The sequence below is a fragment of the Bacillus sp. HMSC036E02 genome (assembly GCF_001836235.1).
GTDB classification, from domain to species: Bacteria; Bacillota; Bacilli; order Bacillales; family Bacillaceae_G; genus Bacillus_A; species Bacillus_A cereus.
Window position 1 is genome coordinate 273,972 of record NZ_KV827816.1, and the last position, 16,693, is coordinate 290,664.

A 16,693-nucleotide genomic window follows, 5' to 3' on the forward strand; every position below is an offset into this window, starting at 1 on the left:
ACCTTATTTGTAAACTTTGCATATATATATTAGTAAAACATGTAGATACTTGTTCGGATGAATTTTCTTTTCCATTCTTCCTCATACTATACCTATAACTAACGGCTACTGATCGTTACTATAGAATAACTTTCACTGTATGGGAAAGGACAAGATTCACCATTCACTTTTGTCCTATCTCTTATATCAGAGATAGAGTTTTCACTAGTAATAGGCATGTTTAAAATAAGGAAAGGAAGGAGTAATCATGCTGAAGAAGCTGAAGAAAAAGCTCAAGCGTTATTTAAACGGTCTAGTCCGTAAAAAGACAATCGCTTAAATTGTGCCCATTTCGGGCTTTTTCTTCATTCTCATTCGAAAAAACATGAAAATCGTGACTGTTTGCTTTATAATAAGTAACAGATAATGCAAAACATAGACAAGGAGAGGTTTTCCAAATGATTTTTAAAGTATTTTATCAAGAAAAATTAACTGAGGTTCCAGTACGTGAAAATACAAAAGTTTTATATTTAGAGGCTACGTCTGAAAAGGATGTTCGTACAAAGTTAAATAAGTTCGCATATAATATCGAGTTTGTTCAGTCTGTTACTGGCGCTCATCTTGAATATGAAAAAGAAAACGCTGATTTAACATTAGCGGAAATCGTATAGCGATATGAAATTTCTAAAAAACGACCAAGTTGCTGTATTTGCTCTCGGTGGGCTTGGTGAAATCGGTAAAAATACATACGCTGTTCAATTTCAAGATGAAATTATTATAATTGATGCTGGAATTAAATTTCCAGAGGACGAACTTCTCGGAATCGATTATGTAATACCAGACTACACTTATTTTGTGCGAAACGAAGATAAAATTAAAGGGTTATTCATTACACATGGTCACGAAGATCATATCGGCGGAATCCCTTACCTATTACGTCAAGTGAACATTCCAATTTACGGCGGAAAATTAGCAATTGCACTCATCAAAAATAAATTAGAAGAACACGGCTTACTTCGTAAAGCAAAACTTTACGAGATTCAAGAAGATGACGTTATTAAATTCAAAAAAACGTCTGTATCCTTCTTCCGTACAACTCACAGTATTCCAGATTCGTACGGCGTTGTTGTGAAAACACCTCAAGGTCAAGTTGTTCATACTGGTGACTTCAAATTTGACTTCACACCAGTTGGTGAACCAGCTGATTTAACAAAAATGGCTGAAATCGGTAAAGATGGCGTACTATGTCTATTATCTGATAGTACGAACAGTGAAGTTCCAAACTTTACTATGTCTGAGCGTCGCGTTGGTGATAGCATTCAAGACATTTTCCGTAAAGTAGAAGGACGGATTATATTTGCAACCTTTGCATCAAATATCCACCGCTTACAACAAGTTGTTGAAGCTGCTGTTGAAAACAACCGTAAAGTAGCTGTGTTTGGTCGAAGTATGGAAGCAGCGATTGAAATTGGACAAAACCTTGGTTATATTCGTTGCCCGAAAGATACATTCATAGATGCATCTCAACTAAACCGCTTACCAGCTAATAAAGTTGTTATTTTATGTACAGGTAGTCAAGGTGAACCGATGGCAGCACTTTCACGTATTGCAAATGGTACACACCGCCAAATTCAAATTATTCCTGGAGATACAGTTGTTTTCTCTTCTTCACCAATTCCAGGAAATACAATTAGCGTAAGTCGTACAATTAACATGTTGTACCGCGCTGGCGCTGATGTAATTCACGGGAAACTTTCAAATATCCATACAAGTGGACACGGTGGACAAGAAGAACAAAAGTTAATGTTACGTCTAATTAAACCGAAGTACTTCATGCCAATTCATGGTGAATATCGTATGCAGCGTATGCACATGAACATAGCAAATGATTGTGGCATCCCTGAAGAAAATTGCTTCATTATGGATAATGGCGATGTTCTTGCTTTACGTTCGGATGAAGCTAGCGTAGCTGGAAAAATCCCATCTGGTTCGGTCTACATTGATGGAAACGGTATTGGAGATATTGGCAATATCGTATTACGCGATCGTCGTATCCTTTCTGAAGAAGGACTTGTAATTGTAGTTGTAAGCATTGATATGAAAGAATTTAAAGTTGCAGCAGGACCTGATATCATCTCACGCGGTTTCGTTTACATGCGTGAAAGCAGCGATTTAATCAATGATGCACAAACATTAATTACAACTCATTTAGAAAAAGTAATGGAGCGTAAAACAACACAATGGTCTGAAATTAAAAATGAAATTACAGACACATTAGCCCCATTCCTATATGAGAAAACGAAACGTCGTCCAATGATTTTACCAATCATTATGGAAATATAAGAAAAAGGACAATGCCATGAAGGCATTGTCCTTTTCTTTTCTCTTATCTTAAAAAGTGTTTAAATCGATCCACTTCATCGTCATGACCAATGACAATTAATATATCTCCTGCTTGAATATTCTCCGTAGCTCGAGGGGATACGATAACTTCTTTACCTCGTTTAATTGCTACAATATTCAATCCAAACTTCGCACGAATATCTAATTCAATTAAAGAGTGCCCATCAATTTTTTTATTCGCAATAATCTCTACAATACTATGCTCATCTGAAAGCTCAAGGTAGTCTAGCACATTGCTTGATGCAATATTATTAGCAATCCTTTTTCCCATATCACGTTCTGGATGCACAATATGATCTGCACCTATTTTACTTAACACTTTTTCATGATAATCATTTTGAGCTTTTACAGTAATATTTTTTACACCCAACTCTTTCAAAATCAAAGTCGTTAAAATACTTGAATTTAAATTATCTCCAATAGCAACGACTACGTGATCAAAATTTCGAATACCAAGGCTTTTTAATACCATCTCATCTGTTGAATCTGCAATTACAGCATGCGAAGCTATATTTGCAAATTCATTAATTTTATCCTCATCTGAATCGATTGCCATTACTTCCATGCCTAATTGAGCTAGTTCTCGGCAAATACTTCCACCAAAGCGACCAAGTCCAATGACAGCAAATTCTTTTTCTTTCTCACCCACAAGAATTCCTCCAATAACTTCAAGTACTATTTATTTTCAGTGTAACACACTTTATATGCGTCACAAAAACTATGATTAGCTCTTATTTTTGTTTTTGTATATAAAAATATTGTTGCAAGTAAAAAGCGATACCAACAAGTAGCATAGCAAATACAAATATATTTCCAAAAGAACTAAATGTTTCAAAAACGAATAATAATGTTTCTTGACCAAAAAAGGCAAATAGAAGCTGTGTGAATGCAAATAACAACGCCCATATGTAATGATGTTGATGGAATAAATAATGCGTTGCACCTAAAAAAGCAATAAACGAAAAGATAAAGATCCACCAATTTTCTAAAAATAGTTGCCAATTAGAAAATTGATATCCATTTACTAATATCGCAATAAGCGCGATAACTGCCATCGTCGGCACACTCCAAAATAATGCCCGTCCTCTAAAGAAACGAGTGCCTTTAACATCTCCTTTTTCATGTGCAATATATGTTAGTACTACTGTGCTTATATACAAAACAGAAAGAATTGTTAAAACGATAATAAGCCAAAAATGTAATTGATAATATTCATGCTCTATATTTGTCACGATTGCAGCTAACATGCACGGAATTAACATTCCCGTCCAACCATCTACTTTTCTTTCATTCCAAAAGACCGTATTACCAATCCTTATTCCTAACAACATAAAAATAATGATACCCAATACAAATAACGTAGTTTTATTCCCTACTAAACTCGTTGAGAAAGCAATTAATCCAATAAATAAAAAGAGCACAAACCCATTCATAATTTCTAGTACAGGTGATAAATATCTCTTCACCCATTTGTATGTTTCGTCATATTCATTATTATCTACTAGACGATAGGCATAAAAACTTATCCCAAAATAAACCGCCGCAATAATAACATACGCATATAAGACGAAACATAAAATCGCACTGCTAATTTGCACGTAATTCCCCACCCTTTTTTCTATGTTTCACATTGATTTTACACACTTTTCATACTAAAAGTAAACATATATAAGTTAGTCAAATAATTAATAATGAGCAGTGGCTAAACCCCCTGCTCATTATTAAAACAGTACAATTAACTTTAATTCTTCCATTTGTATGTAAATGTCTAAAATCAATCTATACGAGCGTTACTTACACCTCAGAACAAAAAGTTTTTTGGAACCTTCAAGAGAGCGGAAGTTTTATTTTCTATTCCCTTTCCACTTTACATATTGGCTTAAAAATGTGATTGCCTTTTCAATCACTTCTTCGTCTGGTTTTAATTTTGCATGATGTAAACCATATTCTGAATTTACTCCAAGCCAAAACATAAATCCAGGGATTTCTCGAAGCATATAACCAAAATCTTCACCCGTCATTGCCTCAGTACATGTAATAACATTCATATCAGTTTGTTTATGTACAAATTCCATAAACTCTCTCGTTAACTCTTCATGGTTATATACTTGATGATACATTGCTCCGTAATCTATAATCGCCTCACACTGGAAAGAAGCTTCGATACCTGCAACAATTGACTCAATTCTGCTTTTCACACGCTTCATTGATTCCACTGATAATGTTCGAATCGTTCCTTCTAAACGAGATTTTTCTGCAATAATATTTTGAACCGTACCACCTGTAATTTTCCCGATTGTAATTACTGCACTATCAAGAGGATTTACATTGCGACTAATAACGGATTGAAGCTGTGTAACAAGGTGACTCGCTGCAACAATCATGTCATTTGCAGTATGCGGATAGGCAGCATGGCCACCTTTCCCTTTTAAATCAATATATAATTCTGAAGTATTGGCAAATAACAGTCCTTCTTTCGTTGCAATTGTCCCCACAGCGTATTCTGGTGCAATATGAAGACCAAGAATTATATTTGGTTTCCATTCTTTTAACTCTTCACTTTCTAACATAGGAAGAGCACCGCCTGGTCCTTCTTCTGCTGGCTGGAATAGAAATACAAGGTCATCATCTATTCTTTCGCTCACAGCTTTCGTTAGAAGGCCTAAACCGATTGTTGTATGTACATCATGGCCACATGCATGCATCATTCCTTCATGAATAGAAGCAAACTCGTATCCAGTTTCCTCTGTAATTGGTAAACCGTCTATATCTGCACGATAACCTATTATTTTTTGGGGATTTTTTCCATTTACTTTAACGATTACACCCGTTTTCCATGTCTTCACTTCCACAAATTCATGAGAAAGTGTTCCTATATAATCTAAAATATACTGTTGTGTTTTCCATTCCTTAAATCCGATTTCTGGAATTCTATGTAAATCTCTACGAATTTGGATAAATTTGCTTACTGTCATTTTTGCACCTCTATCTATAAAAAGCGTAAGAGCCCATTTACGCTCTTACGCTTTTTTTACTTTTTATTTCTCTGGGTTTAATTGACGAAGCTCTTGTTTAATTTCTGTTTTTGCTTTTGTCTTCTCATCAATTTCTTTAATTACACGTGCTGGAGTACCTGCAACAACTGTGTATGGAGGCACATCTTCTGTTACAACAGCTCCTGCTGCTACGACTGCACCTTTCCCTACTGTAACACCCTCTAAAACAACCACGTTTGCACCGATTACTACATCATCTTCAACGATAACTGGTTTTGCAGAAGGTGGCTCAATAACACCTGCAAGTACAGCACCTGCACCTACGTGACAGTTTTTACCGACTGTTGCACGTCCACCAAGTACTGCGTTCATGTCGATCATAGAACCTTCACCAATTACAGCACCAATGTTAATTGTTGCATTCATCATAATTACAGCGTTGTCACCAATTTCAACATGGTCACGAATAATAGCACCTGGCTCGATGCGAGCTTTAATACCTTTTAAATCAAGCATCGGGATTGCAGAATTACGACGATCGTTTTCTACAACGTAGTCAACGATGTGCTTATTATTCTCATCAAGAATTGTCTTAATTTCAGACCATTCTCCGAATAATACACCTGACTTTTTATTCACAAATGCTTGTACTGTTTCAGGGAATGTTACTTCTTTTAAATCCCCTTTTATGTATACCTTTACAGGAGTTTTCTTTTCACTTTTTTGAATAAACGAAATAATTTCGTTAGCGTCCATCATTTTCATTCTTGTTGCCTCCTAAATCCATTTATAATGTTACTCTACCAAACGAAAGAGCGAGTAGCAAGATAATAATCTTATTTTTCCCTTTGAATTTCTTCTATAATTTCTAAAAATGCTTGTACTTGCTTCAACTGCCTTGCCGAGTCACTTGTTAACAACCATGTTTCTCTCGTCAGTTGAACAGGTGTTTTATACATATTTTCCTGTACTTCCTTTAAAACAGTAGAAGGTAAAAGGGCATAACCTATACCATTTAAAACAAGTTGTTTACATGTTTCAATTTGGTCAACTACAATCGTTCGCTTAGGCGGATTAGAAAATAAACCATACCACCAATTTTGTATTTGTCCATAATAAGTCGAATCACTTTTAAATTGAATGAACGGCCTATTTGTTTCTTTTAACATCGAAATATCTTTTATTTCTTTATCAACTAAATACAGTTCATCTTCAAATAATTGTTGCTTCTGACCTTTATATTCTTGTGTTCCCCTCAGTATAGCAACATGAACGTCTCCTTCATAAAACTGCTTTTGCACTTCACTACTCCATCCAGTAAACAGCGATATCTTGACAGAAGGATATTTATGCACAAACTTTTTCAAAACAGGAGGGAGCCAATATTGACCAATAACTGATGCAACAGCTATTTTTAACGTTCCATGAGTTTCCGTTCTGAAAACAGCTAGCTCACTTTTTATATCTTCTTCCCTTTGCAACATTTCTTTAGCATAATTTGCAACTTTTTCCCCTTCAGGTGTAATTGTCAATCCTTTTTGTGAGCGAATAAAAAACTTCATTCCCCATTGTTTCTCCATAGATTGTAATCGTTGACTCAGCGCAGGTTGGGAAACAAATAAACGTTCCGCCGCTTTTCTCATATTTGATTCCTGAGCTAACACAACCATCATTTGAAAATCATCAATTTGCAACTTTCTCCCTCTTTCCTTAGCTTCCATACACCTTATTTCAATAAGCTTTTCATCCTTAATTTACCCGAATGCTTTCATTCAGAAAATACAATTGTCCAGCGCAAACTTTCCTTATGTTTTATGTCTTTTTAAATATAATACATACACAAGTGATATGCACGAAAAAAAAGTGACTTCTTCGTTTCTATGAAGTCACTTTTCTTACGTTATCGATTATGTTGCCTTACTTTCTTATTCAACAATTTTAAAATAGCCCGACGTGTTAAAATCCCCTCAAAATAGCCTTCTTCATTAACAGCGCAAATAAAAGGATGATCAATTGTCATTTCTAAAGCTTTTGCAAATGAATCGTCTAATTTAAGAACAGGTATATCTTCTTTCATCACCTGCTCTACTTTCATATCATCGAGTCTTTCAAACTCAATACGTTCTAATCCTAACATACCATCTAATATCATGGCAGTACTAATCAAACCATGTAGTTTATACATTGGATCTAAGACAGGTATCGCCGAATATCCAGATTTCACAAGAACGAGTAAAGCATGTTCTAAACTATTTCCAATTTGGACATGAGCTACTTTTTCCGATGAAATCATTAAATCCTTCACAAGAATTTGTTGAAATTCGTCTTTCGGAATACTAATCATATTACATCCCCCATTTTCCCTTTTTCCTGCTTATGTTCACAACTCTATTCACATTTTATGACAGCGTTTTCATATTATTATTTTGTCCTAAATTTATTTCAATAAAAATACAATCACACAGCTATTTTAGCATACAGCACAAAAAAAAGACTACCATTCCGGTAGCGCTTAATACCCTTTATTTTTTAATCTGTAAAATAACCTTGTGATTTTTTTATATTGCATCACATCTGTCTGTTTCAAACCATTCTCAATATCTGTAAGTTCCACAGCTAAAATTTCACTTGCGTAATTTTGCTGAAATAAAATATCTAGTAGTAAACTTTCTTCTTCCTTCGTTAAAACAACTTCCCTTTGCATATACCCCTCTCCTTACACTCGCATCGTTACTCTTATTATATAAAAAATTCAACCTATTTAATAGATGTAATATTCAGTTTTTATTAAAAGATATGTAGCAATCGTATACATACAAAAAAATCATTTCGTATATCGATTTGCATAGCTAAACGCCGCATAAGCATCTGGCTTAATTTTTGCAGTTAATCCCATCGCTCGAATTTTTTCTGTCATATCTAAAATAAATTCTTTTGTTAAACCATCATTCCCAATGTCTAAATGAATTTCCATTATGAATCCAGCCCCATCTTGAGCATAAGGATGCAATAACTCCCATATTGTTTGTATATGAGTAGGCGTAAATAGACATGCGATTTCTTGACTAAACTGCGTTTCTAAATATATTTTCTCACGTAAGGTTGCCGGCTTATCTTTTACTGATCTATGGTGTAAACAGCCCCAGGCACCTTTTCCAACACGATGAATATGGATTGCTGTAATAAACCTCGTATCCTTTTGATGCGCTTGTGAGTCTGTCCCAATGGATAATCGATATAAATTTCGCGGATCCTTTTCAATGAAACTACAAATACGGTTAAAGACCATATCAAAATTTAAATGTCTCTCTGAAACATTGTAAAATTTATGTGCACCGTCCACAGAGTCACGTCCTTTCAATTAGACAGACTTTTCGTATTCTCATTGTATGGGACAAAAACTAAAATTATAACTTCCTATCCTTTATTCGTTTCAATATTTCGAATTACAAAGTGACAAACTTGGCACGTATAAATTACATTTTGATTAGATTGAGCCGTTAATACATGAATAATCTCAGCAGAACTTTGACAATTAGGACAAATCACAACTGGTAAACGTTCCATACGATAACCTCCTAGTTATATTTCTCCCGCTATTTGCAGAACCCAGCGATTGTGAGAAGTTTAGCTTCACATATTCACCCGGTTGACGGGACTCATTTTCCACATGGATAAGCAAACTTGCACGGATTAAAATTTCATTTTAATACCATTGTAGGAAAAATAAAAAACTTCTATACATTCCACTAGAAAGTAATAGAACTAAAAAAGGTACTGCCACATGGCAGCACCTTTTTTATATGTATCAAGAAATGATATCGTAAATCTCAATTGCAACCATGTCGATATTATCGAATTGATACACTTGAGGTTTTTCACCTTGTTGATACACTTCTAACTCATACATTTCACTTTTATCGAAAAATTTCACGCTACATTTGCGCTCACCGTTCACTTCAAAATAGCGTTGTGCTACTTCACCGCTTTCAGCTTGTTCTTGTAGACTAACAAGTCGAGTTAAAATTCCTTGGAGTAGAGACATGAAATCTCTCCTTTCTCTGATCTTCCTACCAATAGGTTTTACAGCTATACTCATTCTATCCGTCATAACAGAAAAAATGTTCCACACTCTAGGATAAAGGTTATTGGCCAGAAACTCAACTAAAAATTTGTCGAAATGCGAAGGAAAAAACAGAAAGAACATATTTCCCCTTCTTTATTGCGGTTTTTATACTGGAAGAATATAATAAAAAACAGAAAAAAGGAGGAATAACAATGAAAAAAATTGAGGTTTATACACAACCCGATTGTCCGCCCTGTGTTATTGTGAAAGAATTTTTGAAGCATAATAACATTGCATATGAAGAATTTGACGTAAAAAAAGACGCTGCTGCTCGCAATCGTCTTTTATACGACTATGATTCTTATTCAACTCCAACAGTCGTAATTGATGGCGAAGTAGTTGCAGGGTTTCAAATTGAAAAGTTACAACAACTACTCAATATAGAATAGGAATAGGTAAATACCTATTCCTATCCTTATCCCGCTATTTGTAGGTAGTAAAACTCCTACCCCAAATTTAGCTACAGCAAAGAAGTTAGATGGAAGAGTAATCCCTCCCACTGATTAAAAGTTTCACTTTATAATTGTTGCAACCTTTTTATTTCAGTTAAAAGTTCCTGACTTTCATGATATCCTGCTAGCTTCCATTTATCTTGATCCCTTTTCAATGTTACAATTTGATACTGTCCACTTTTTGTCCGCTCATATACATATAAATTTTTATGTTCTTCATCATACGACATTTTTGTTTCTGAATTAAAAGAAAACGGTGCTTCTTTTGCCGGAAGTAAATATTCACCACTTTGTTTATCACTTCTGCTATTTTCATCTGTAAATACTTGAAGGAAATTATCTGTAAAATACGGTGATAACGTCTCTATCATCTTATTCATCGGCAAATGCTTCCCACGAATTGAAAACTGGGTTTCATAGCCTTTTTGTATCGTTGTAAATACTTCTTTCCGATCGACTTCCACTTCCTCTTTTCCTAAAACAGTCGTAACACTATAACCAACTAGAAAGGCAACACATACAAATAGAACAAGCCATATTCCATATTTCCTCATTTTTTCACCTTCCTTTTAAAAGAACTTGTCTTTGTAGTATTCATTGTAACAATGATTATGCAAAGAAAGGACAGATTTCGTTCGTAAAATCTTTACAACGATAGACAGCATTTTCATCACCATTTTCACTATTACCAATTTATGATAAAAACAAACAAAAAATGCACGAATCTCTTCGTGCATTAAAATAAAACATCTTCTTCATATAAATATTCATAAGATAAATCTATAAATAAAAAGTTGTCATCATCAATCGGGAAAGAAAATGTTCGTACCATTTCTCCCGTTTCAATATCTGCATATAAATCTGAAAGCCTCGCCTTATTCTCAAAACGCATTTTCATGATATTCTCGAGAAAATACGGGCGCCAACTCCAGTTCTTCATATAATAATCCGGCATCACAATCCATTCTCCATCTTTTTTCATAACATTTCCTGATTGTTGGAAACCATCTTCATTACAAATAAATATACGAAAACTACACTGTGATACACTTTGACTAAATTGTAATAACCAATCATTTATATCTTCATTCTTTTTTTGTTTTGATAAAACATCGCCAATGCGATCGCGTAACATCTCTGTTAAATTATAAATTTTTTGTAACTTCTTCTTTTCATGCTGAATAAACTGATGACATTCATTACCTAGTCGCTCTTTCAAAACATTCGTTTCAATAAAATCAGGTAAACATTCTTTCAAATAATTACCTTGATAATATCTTCCGCCGTTCTTCCAAGCATATTGCAGTTGATAAAAAGCATCTATTTCTTCATATAACAAAGTTGCACCAATTCTTCTAGCAAGTAATGATAAAGAATATAAAATATCTTGATAAGATTGTAAAAGTGCTGTTTGCCTTAAGTTCGTTAAATCTACTTTTAAAATATCAGGTGCTAACACGCTAATACGCTCTAAATTACTTGTGCCCGTTCCGACTTTATTAATCGAAATTTGAATACCATATGTACGATAATACATAAGCAAATGATTAAATTGCTCTATATCTTCTTTACATTCATGCTCTGTAATCTCTAAAACAATTTGTTTTAAATTTAAACCTTGTTCTTCATACCTCAATAAAAGTTGAAGCAAGCTTTCATCATCATCATTCATTAATACATTAGCATTCCGATGTATAAATAATAATAATTTTTGATCGCTTTCTAAATAACGATTTAAAGCTTTTTCTACTATAATATTATCCGCTTCCAGTTGAAATTCACTTGGAATCGAATCATCGTGAAAGAAAGAAGCTAAACTTTGTATGCCCTCTTCTGTTTGAATACGTCCTACTACTTCGTATCCAATTACAGTATGCTCATCAGCACTAAAAATAGCTTGATAATAAGGAAGGACTTTATCCAAGTTACTCATTACATCTAATGCATCTATCAACGTGCTTCCCTCCCTTTACTTTTCAAAAATTATAACATGATATTTACGGAAAAATAATAAAAAATCCCTTCAGTTTTCCTGAAGGGATTAGAGGGGTAAAATGCTAAGGGGAATTAGCAATTCTACTATGAAGAAAAAAGAGGTCTTAAATATAACGTATATATGACCTCTTGTAAATACTTTTCTTTCATATGTCACAATTCCGTCACATTTAGCCATAAAAAAATGAATCAAATATTCATTTTTTTATCCCTTTAAAATGGATATTGATGTAAATGTTGTCCTCCATCCATTGTCATGCAAGTTCCATTTATGTACGCAGCTTCATCTGAACATAAATAATAAGCTAGACCAGCGATTTCTTCTGGCGTACCCAGCCTTCCAAGCGGAACACTTTGTATCGTACGTTTAGCCATTTCTTCTGAAATCCATAATTTATCAGCACCGCCCGTACGTTCAATTGGTCCTGGCGCGATAGCGTTAACTCGTATTCCATATTTACGTCCCCACTCAACAGCGAGCGTCTTCGTCATCGCTAATACTCCTGCCTTCGCTGCAGCCGAATGAATAACTCCTGGACCAGCATCCCATGCATATGTTGCTACCATGTTAATGATATTCCCTTTTATACCTTTTTCAATCCAATATTTTCCGACAGCATGACTACAGTAAAACGTACCGTTTAATACAATATTAATGACTGAATTCCAGCCATTCACAGATAAATCTTCTGCTGGACAAATAAAGTTTCCAGCTGCATTATTTATTAAAACATCAATTCTACCAAACTTCTCATCAATCTGTTCAATCATTTTCTGAATGTCATCCGTATTTCTTACATCCATTTGTACAGGTAATACTTGCCCTGGAAATTGTTCAATTTCCAACTTTGTTTCCTCTAGTTTTTCCTTTGTACGTCCTGTAATAACAACTCGTGCCCCTTCTTTTGCAAAACGAGTCGCCATTCCTTTTCCCATTCCACTCGATCCACCTGTTATAATAACTACCTTTTCTTTCACATACATCCCCTCCAAAAAATGAATACACATTCATTTTATCACTTTATTTAATAGAAATCTTTATATTTTTAAACTTTTCTGATATTTTAGCGTAAAGAACTTTCTTTTTATTCATTTTTTTTCGTAATCTATACTACTTTTTATTATGTAAAGTATATTTTAAATAAACTGAAAGGAGATTTGAGTAGCCTATAAATGGAATGAAAACATTGAGGTATACTCATATTTTTATGAAGCACATTACAAGAAGAAATTTTTTGAAAATTGGTATGCGCACTTGTCTCTATTCATTTATAACCAGTAGCATCGGATACTACTATGCTAAATATATAGAGCCCCATTTCATTTCTTTTACACAGCACACATTAAAATCACAACTCATCCCAAAAAGTTTTCATGGTATGAAAATTCTTCAATTCAGCGATTTACATCTCGGATACTATTTCTCGCTTCAACATTTATCTAAAGTTGTTTCTAAAATTAATGCTGTAAATCCAGATATTGTCCTTTTTACCGGAGATCTCATTGATAATTATCAAACGTATACTGACACTCCTTTCGTTGCATCCATTTTAAAAAATATACAAGCCCCCTTTGGTAAATTCGCTATTTATGGTAACCATGATCACGGTGGATATGGAACTGAATACTATGAGCACATCATGCGTGAATCAGGATTTGAGCTATTGCTCAATAGTGAAAAAAGAATTCGCTTAATGGATAATAGTGAAATTTCTATTTTCGGTCTCGATGATATACTATTAGGCAAACCAAAAATAGAGAAAACATTAGAACATGCACGGCAAAGTACTTATAACATTGTTCTTGTTCACGAACCAGATATCGCGCCCAAAGTTTCTAGATATCCAATCAACTTGCAACTTTCTGGTCATAGTCACGGCGGACAAGTACAAATTCCTTTTTTAGGAGCTATTATTACACCTTCACTCGCCAAAGACTATATTGAAGGCTTCTATACAATTCAGGATTTAACTCTCTATGTCAATCGAGGCCTGGGAAGAACACGTGTCCCATTTCGTTTTATGTCAAAACCTGAAATCACAATTTTCACACTCCAACATTCGTAATAATTCGCCTATTTTCTTACATATCCTTTCTTGTACGCGCTCATCCACGTTTTGTTTACCATATGATAAAAGTGAGTCCAATAAAGGAGGTATGTTCATGTATCCATATTATCAACCAATTCCAGTCCGTTCAGCACCTATTGGTCCAGTAGGCGACTCACGCTTCTTCCCGTTTTTTGGCGTTCCCTTTCTAGCTGGAATTGCTGGTGGATTGCTCGGCGGAGCATTAGCTTTTGGCCCTCGACCATTTTATCCACCTTATCCACCACCTTTCCCGCCGCCAGCACCTTATCCTTGTTACGGTGGACCATGTCAGCAACCATACTATTACTAAGTTAAAATAACGATTCTTTCAAATATTATTCTCTCAACGAGCCATCTCATTACACGCTTATAATAAAACTATTGTTTCTACTCATCCTTCCATTTTTGGAGCATATGAGTAGAAAAAAGTAAAAACCTCTTATTGACATAAGAGGTTTTTACTTTTTTCATTATTCAGCGTCTGTATTTTGATATGCCATCTTAAACAACTTCACTTGGCTATCAATTTCTTCTGTACTACTATTAATAACATAATAGTAATCACCATCTTTATTTTGTTCACGTGTTTTCACATTATCAGCTAATGTAAGCTGTAAAATCGCCTTAATTCGTGCCTTCATTTCAATATCTAATATCGGGAAAGATATTTCCACTCGCTTCTCCATATTTCGCGTCATCAAATCAGCTGAAGATAAATATATTTTCTCCTCCCCATTATGATGGAAATAATAAATACGGCTATGCTCTAAGTATCTTCCAACAACACTAACTACACGAATATTTTCACTTACATTTGGAATGCCAGGTCTTAAACAACATGTTCCTCGAACAATGAGCTCTACCTTTACTCCAGCTTGTGATGCTTCGTACATTTTTTTAATTAATGGTTTATCTGTTAATGAATTCATCTTAGCAATAATATATCCATTTCCATATTGCCTATGATAACGGATTTCTTCATCTATTAAATCTATAAATTGCTCTCTTATATCAAATGGAGCAACCGATAAATGATGAAAATGTGGCTTTGTTGTATAACCACTTAAATAATTAAAGAAATTGGTTGCATCAACCCCAAAGTCTTTTCTTGATGTAATATATCCAAAATCAGTATATAACTTCGCTGTTGCATCATTATAGTTTCCAGTTCCGAGATGTACGAACCTTTCGATTTTTCCGTTTTTTCTTCTTACAACTAATGTAATTTTACTATGTGTTTTCAAGTGACTTACACCGTAAATAACATGACAGCCTGCCTGTTCCAATTCTTTAGCCCAATGAACATTGTTTTCTTCATCAAATCTTGCCTTTAATTCAACTAATACTGTCACTTGTTTTCCCTTTTCAGCCGCTATCTTTAACGCCTGAATAATCGGTGAATCACCACTTACACGATATAACGTTTGTTTAATCGCAAGTACATTCGGATCGTCCGCCGCATCACGGACAAAATCAACTACCGGCTGAAATGATTCAAAAGGATGATGTAATAAAATATCATGCTCAATTGCTTTTTCAAATACATCTTCTTCATCACCTAAATCTTGAGGTGGTTGCGGAATAAGAGCCGGATATACAAGATGTTCATATAAAGGAGCTAGTTTTTTATATAAAGAAAACAAACATGTTAAATCTAATGGACCATCCATTATATATACATCTTCATCTTTTACTTCCAGAACCTCATATAATAACGCTAGTACTCTTTCATCAATGTGTTCTTTCCCAACTTCTAAACGAACAGCAGCCCCCCACTTACGCTTTTTTAATTCTTTTTCAATTACCTTTAATAAATCTCTCGCACCTTCTTCATGAATCGTTAAATCTGCATTGCGTGTAATACGGAAACGAGTAACAGATGATACTGTATATCCCGTAAATAATTTATGAGTAAAGCTACTAATTACGTCTTCTAATAAAATAAATTTATGCTTTTGCCCTTCGCTCGGTAAAATTATGAAGCGCTCAAGTAATGAAGGAACTTGCACAATTCCTAACTTCGTCCTGTTTTCTTCTTCCGCTTGCTTCTCATCATATAAAAGAGTAGCCAAATTCAAACTTTTGTTTAATAACATTGGAAATGGGCGATATGCATCAATAGCTACAGGAGTTAACACTGGAAAAATTTGCTCATCAAAATACTCTTCTATAAATTCTCGCTGCTCTTTCGTCAAATCATTGAATGTTAAACGTTCAATTCCCTCTAACTCAAGCGCTGGTAATACATAATTTTTAAATGTATCATATTGTACTGTCATTAGTGCATGGGCTTTTATCGCAATTTTATTTAATTGCTTTTTTGGTGTTAAGCCAGCTTTATTTTCTGGCTGATTAAATCCAGCACTCACTTGATCCTTTAATCCCGCTACACGTACCATAAAAAATTCATCTAAATTCGAACTAAAAATACTAATAAATTTCAATCTTTCCAAAAGTGGATTATTTGCATCTTGCGCTTCTTGTAAGACACGTTCATTAAATGCTAACCAACTTAACTCTCGATTATTGTAATAAGCTGTATCATTTAAATTTACTGCATTCCCCTTCAATAATTCCATTCTCTTCACACTTCCCCTTGAAACTTTTTCACTATAATTTAGTTACTTTTATTTTAGCAAATTACAATATTAT

19 protein-coding genes are annotated in these 16,693 nt (G+C 34.3%); 5 read left to right on the top strand and 14 right to left on the bottom strand.

Annotated elements, in window-relative coordinates:
- Positions 1-437: 437 nt before the first annotated feature.
- On the top strand, positions 438-650 hold the full coding sequence (locus HMPREF2590_RS05725) for a DNA-dependent RNA polymerase subunit epsilon (protein WP_000576435.1): 213 nt from the start codon (positions 438-440) through the stop codon (positions 648-650).
- Between the two features lie 4 nt (positions 651-654).
- Positions 655-2,322: a ribonuclease J1 gene (gene rnjA / locus HMPREF2590_RS05730; protein ID WP_000670377.1), complete on the top strand. Its 1,668-nt coding sequence runs from the start codon at positions 655-657 to the stop codon at positions 2,320-2,322.
- A 43-nt stretch (positions 2,323-2,365) separates the two neighbouring features.
- Here the strand turns inward: rnjA and HMPREF2590_RS05735 are convergent, their stop codons facing one another.
- The 10 genes from HMPREF2590_RS05735 to HMPREF2590_RS05780 form a co-directional block, all read right to left on the bottom strand.
- On the bottom strand, positions 2,366-3,031 hold the full coding sequence (locus tag HMPREF2590_RS05735; RefSeq protein ID WP_000504032.1) for a potassium channel family protein: 666 nt from the start codon (positions 3,029-3,031) through the stop codon (positions 2,366-2,368).
- 82 nt (positions 3,032-3,113) lie between these two features.
- A complete protein-coding gene (locus tag HMPREF2590_RS05740; protein WP_001167321.1) occupies positions 3,114-3,980 on the bottom strand; it encodes a cytochrome c oxidase assembly protein in 867 nt (288 codons plus the stop codon).
- 246 nt (positions 3,981-4,226) lie between these two features.
- On the bottom strand, positions 4,227-5,357 hold the full coding sequence (locus tag HMPREF2590_RS05745) for an N-acetyldiaminopimelate deacetylase (RefSeq protein ID WP_000218664.1): 1,131 nt from the start codon (positions 5,355-5,357) through the stop codon (positions 4,227-4,229).
- Positions 5,358-5,420: 63 nt separating this feature from the next.
- Positions 5,421-6,143, bottom strand: a complete 723-nt coding sequence (gene dapD / locus HMPREF2590_RS05750; protein WP_000783241.1) for a 2,3,4,5-tetrahydropyridine-2,6-dicarboxylate N-acetyltransferase — start codon at positions 6,141-6,143, stop codon at positions 5,421-5,423.
- A gap of 71 nt (positions 6,144-6,214) precedes the next feature.
- Positions 6,215-7,099 (bottom strand): LysR family transcriptional regulator, encoded by an 885-nt coding sequence (locus HMPREF2590_RS05755; RefSeq protein ID WP_001987174.1) that lies wholly within the window; start codon positions 7,097-7,099, stop codon positions 6,215-6,217.
- A 179-nt stretch (positions 7,100-7,278) separates the two neighbouring features.
- Complete coding sequence (gene cbpB, locus HMPREF2590_RS05760; RefSeq protein WP_000623579.1) at positions 7,279-7,722, bottom strand: cyclic-di-AMP-binding protein CbpB; 444 nt, start codon at positions 7,720-7,722, stop codon at positions 7,279-7,281.
- Between the two features lie 168 nt (positions 7,723-7,890).
- On the bottom strand, positions 7,891-8,082 hold the full coding sequence (gene abbA / locus HMPREF2590_RS05765) for an antirepressor AbbA (RefSeq protein ID WP_001188692.1): 192 nt from the start codon (positions 8,080-8,082) through the stop codon (positions 7,891-7,893).
- Positions 8,083-8,202: 120 nt separating this feature from the next.
- Positions 8,203-8,721: a ribonuclease H-like YkuK family protein gene (locus tag HMPREF2590_RS05770; RefSeq protein ID WP_000348489.1), complete on the bottom strand. Its 519-nt coding sequence runs from the start codon at positions 8,719-8,721 to the stop codon at positions 8,203-8,205.
- Positions 8,722-8,795: 74 nt separating this feature from the next.
- Positions 8,796-8,945, bottom strand: a complete 150-nt coding sequence (locus HMPREF2590_RS30280) for a hypothetical protein (protein WP_000440540.1) — start codon at positions 8,943-8,945, stop codon at positions 8,796-8,798.
- A gap of 241 nt (positions 8,946-9,186) precedes the next feature.
- Complete coding sequence (locus HMPREF2590_RS05780; RefSeq protein ID WP_000055151.1) at positions 9,187-9,423, bottom strand: YkuJ family protein; 237 nt, start codon at positions 9,421-9,423, stop codon at positions 9,187-9,189.
- 233 nt (positions 9,424-9,656) lie between these two features.
- On the opposite strand from HMPREF2590_RS05780, the gene HMPREF2590_RS05785 reads away from it, so the two are divergent.
- A complete protein-coding gene (locus HMPREF2590_RS05785) occupies positions 9,657-9,893 on the top strand; it encodes a glutaredoxin family protein (RefSeq protein ID WP_000717870.1) in 237 nt (78 codons plus the stop codon).
- 128 nt (positions 9,894-10,021) lie between these two features.
- Here the strand turns inward: HMPREF2590_RS05785 and HMPREF2590_RS05790 are convergent, their stop codons facing one another.
- The 3 genes from HMPREF2590_RS05790 to fadH form a co-directional block, all read right to left on the bottom strand.
- On the bottom strand, positions 10,022-10,510 hold the full coding sequence (locus tag HMPREF2590_RS05790; protein ID WP_001233804.1) for a DUF3993 domain-containing protein: 489 nt from the start codon (positions 10,508-10,510) through the stop codon (positions 10,022-10,024).
- A gap of 182 nt (positions 10,511-10,692) precedes the next feature.
- A complete protein-coding gene (locus HMPREF2590_RS05795; protein ID WP_000564306.1) occupies positions 10,693-11,910 on the bottom strand; it encodes an EAL domain-containing protein in 1,218 nt (405 codons plus the stop codon).
- Between the two features lie 254 nt (positions 11,911-12,164).
- Complete coding sequence (gene fadH, locus HMPREF2590_RS05800) at positions 12,165-12,929, bottom strand: 2,4-dienoyl-CoA reductase (RefSeq protein WP_000660913.1); 765 nt, start codon at positions 12,927-12,929, stop codon at positions 12,165-12,167.
- Between the two features lie 230 nt (positions 12,930-13,159).
- Here fadH and HMPREF2590_RS05805 point away from each other — a divergent pair, with 230 nt between their 5' ends.
- Positions 13,160-14,017 (top strand): metallophosphoesterase, encoded by an 858-nt coding sequence (locus HMPREF2590_RS05805; protein ID WP_030027732.1) that lies wholly within the window; start codon positions 13,160-13,162, stop codon positions 14,015-14,017.
- A gap of 97 nt (positions 14,018-14,114) precedes the next feature.
- Positions 14,115-14,351, top strand: a complete 237-nt coding sequence (locus HMPREF2590_RS05810) for a hypothetical protein (protein ID WP_000283738.1) — start codon at positions 14,115-14,117, stop codon at positions 14,349-14,351.
- Between the two features lie 160 nt (positions 14,352-14,511).
- Here the strand turns inward: HMPREF2590_RS05810 and HMPREF2590_RS05815 are convergent, their stop codons facing one another.
- Entirely contained in the window at positions 14,512-16,620 is a 2,109-nt protein-coding gene (locus HMPREF2590_RS05815; protein WP_000421677.1) for a polyphosphate kinase, read from the bottom strand.
- Positions 16,621-16,693 lie beyond the last annotated feature (73 nt).

Excerpts from the sequence above, each read along its gene's own strand:
- HMPREF2590_RS05725 (WP_000576435.1), top strand. The coding sequence starts at position 438 with ATGATTTTTAAAGTATTTTATCAAGAAAAATTAACTGAGGTTCCAGTA.
- rnjA (WP_000670377.1), top strand. The coding sequence starts at position 655 with ATGAAATTTCTAAAAAACGACCAAGTTGCTGTATTTGCTCTCGGTGGG.
- HMPREF2590_RS05745 (WP_000218664.1), bottom strand. The coding sequence starts at position 5,357 with ATGACAGTAAGCAAATTTATCCAAATTCGTAGAGATTTACATAGAATT.
- dapD (WP_000783241.1), bottom strand. The coding sequence starts at position 6,143 with ATGAAAATGATGGACGCTAACGAAATTATTTCGTTTATTCAAAAAAGT.
- HMPREF2590_RS05755 (WP_001987174.1), bottom strand. The coding sequence starts at position 7,099 with ATGGAAGCTAAGGAAAGAGGGAGAAAGTTGCAAATTGATGATTTTCAA.
- cbpB (WP_000623579.1), bottom strand. The coding sequence starts at position 7,722 with ATGATTAGTATTCCGAAAGACGAATTTCAACAAATTCTTGTGAAGGAT.
- abbA (WP_001188692.1), bottom strand. The coding sequence starts at position 8,082 with ATGCAAAGGGAAGTTGTTTTAACGAAGGAAGAAGAAAGTTTACTACTA.
- HMPREF2590_RS30280 (WP_000440540.1), bottom strand. The coding sequence starts at position 8,945 with ATGGAACGTTTACCAGTTGTGATTTGTCCTAATTGTCAAAGTTCTGCT.
- HMPREF2590_RS05780 (WP_000055151.1), bottom strand. The coding sequence starts at position 9,423 with ATGTCTCTACTCCAAGGAATTTTAACTCGACTTGTTAGTCTACAAGAA.
- HMPREF2590_RS05785 (WP_000717870.1), top strand. The coding sequence starts at position 9,657 with ATGAAAAAAATTGAGGTTTATACACAACCCGATTGTCCGCCCTGTGTT.
- HMPREF2590_RS05790 (WP_001233804.1), bottom strand. The coding sequence starts at position 10,510 with ATGAGGAAATATGGAATATGGCTTGTTCTATTTGTATGTGTTGCCTTT.
- HMPREF2590_RS05805 (WP_030027732.1), top strand. The coding sequence starts at position 13,160 with ATGAAGCACATTACAAGAAGAAATTTTTTGAAAATTGGTATGCGCACT.
- HMPREF2590_RS05810 (WP_000283738.1), top strand. The coding sequence starts at position 14,115 with ATGTATCCATATTATCAACCAATTCCAGTCCGTTCAGCACCTATTGGT.
- HMPREF2590_RS05815 (WP_000421677.1), bottom strand. The coding sequence starts at position 16,620 with ATGGAATTATTGAAGGGGAATGCAGTAAATTTAAATGATACAGCTTAT.